General features: G+C 72.5%; 2 protein-coding genes. Both read left to right on the top strand.

Annotation, left to right across the window (positions count from 1 at the left end; genetic code table 11):
* On the top strand, positions 1-450 hold a 450-nt coding region (locus AC27IQ_RS24715), incomplete at its 5' end, for a winged helix-turn-helix domain-containing protein (protein WP_487091177.1).
* Positions 451-545: 95 nt separating this feature from the next.
* Positions 546-1,329 (top strand): sensor histidine kinase family protein (locus AC27IQ_RS24720; protein ID WP_487091178.1); only part of this gene is annotated, 784 nt, incomplete at its 3' end.

Here is a 1,329-nt window from a genome sequence, read left to right on the forward strand (position 1 = left end):
CCGGTGCTGATCCTCACCGCCCGGGACCAGGTCCACCAGCGCATCGCGGGCCTGGATGAAGGGGCCGACGACTACCTGGCCAAGCCGTTCGACGTGGACGAGCTGGAAGCGCGCCTGCGCGCCCTGCTGCGCCGGGCTGCGGGCCGGGCATCGCCCACCATCCGCCATGGTGACCTGGAGGTGGACCCCGCCGCGCGCACGGTGCGCCGCGCCGGACAGCAGGTGGACATGTCCCCACGCGAGTTTTCGGTGCTGCTGGTGCTGCTGGAGTCGCGTGGCCGGGTGCTGTCGCGCCAGCAGATCGAGGAAAGCCTCTACAGCTGGCAGAGCGCGGTGGAGAGCAATGCGGTGGAAGTGCACATCCACCATCTGCGCCGCAAGCTCGGCAGCGGGCGCATCCAGACCATGCGCGGCGTGGGCTACTTCATGCCGCTGGAGGACACGCCATGAGCCGCGTCCTTCCGACCGACCCACCGATCCCCGAGCCCGCCGACATCGCCGCGGCGCCCGTGCCACCTGTGCCACCTGTGCGCAGGGGCTCGCTCATGCGGCGCCTGCTGCTGTGGACGCTGGGCGCGCTGGTGGTCGTGTGGGGCACCTTCGTCGGGCTGGGCTACCAGACCGGGGTGCACGAGGCCGACGAACTGACCGACGGGCACCTGGCCAGCGTCGCCGCGCTGCTGCTCAATTTGCGCGCGTCCGACGGGGTCGAGCCGTCACTGGCCACGCGACGCGCCCCCACGCCCTGGCTCAAGGCGCACGACTACCAGCAATCGCTGAGCGTGGTGTTGTGGGGAGCGAACGGCCAGTTGCTGTCGCGCACGGGCAGCGCGCCGCTGCCGGCGTTCGACCTGCCGGACGGTTTCGCCGACCTGGAGCTGGGCGAGCCGCCGGTGTCCTGGCGCGGGTTCTCGCAGTGGGACGCGGCCCACGAACGCAAGATCATGGTGCTGCTCAACCTGGACGAGCGCGACGACCTGGCCGACGACATCGCCGGCCAGATCATCGAGCCCGGGCTGTGGCTGCTGCCGGTGGTGGCGCTGGCGCTGGGCCTGGCGGTGCGGCGCGGGCTGCGGCCGCTGTACTCGCTGTCGGACGCCGTGGCCCGGCTGGACGTGGTGCGGGCCGAGCGGCTGGACGCCGGCAACGCCCCGCGCGAACTCGACCCGATGGTCGTGTCCATCAATACCCTGCTGGACCGCCAGCAGGCGGCGCTGGCGCGCGAGCGGCGGCTGGCCAACGAGGTGGCGCACGAGCTGCGCACGCCGCTGTCGTCCATCGTGCTGCAGGCGCGGGCGCTGGACGGGGGGCTGTCGGCGCAGGAGCAGG

The sequence above is a fragment of the Acidovorax sp. KPB24-07 genome (assembly GCF_057543315.1).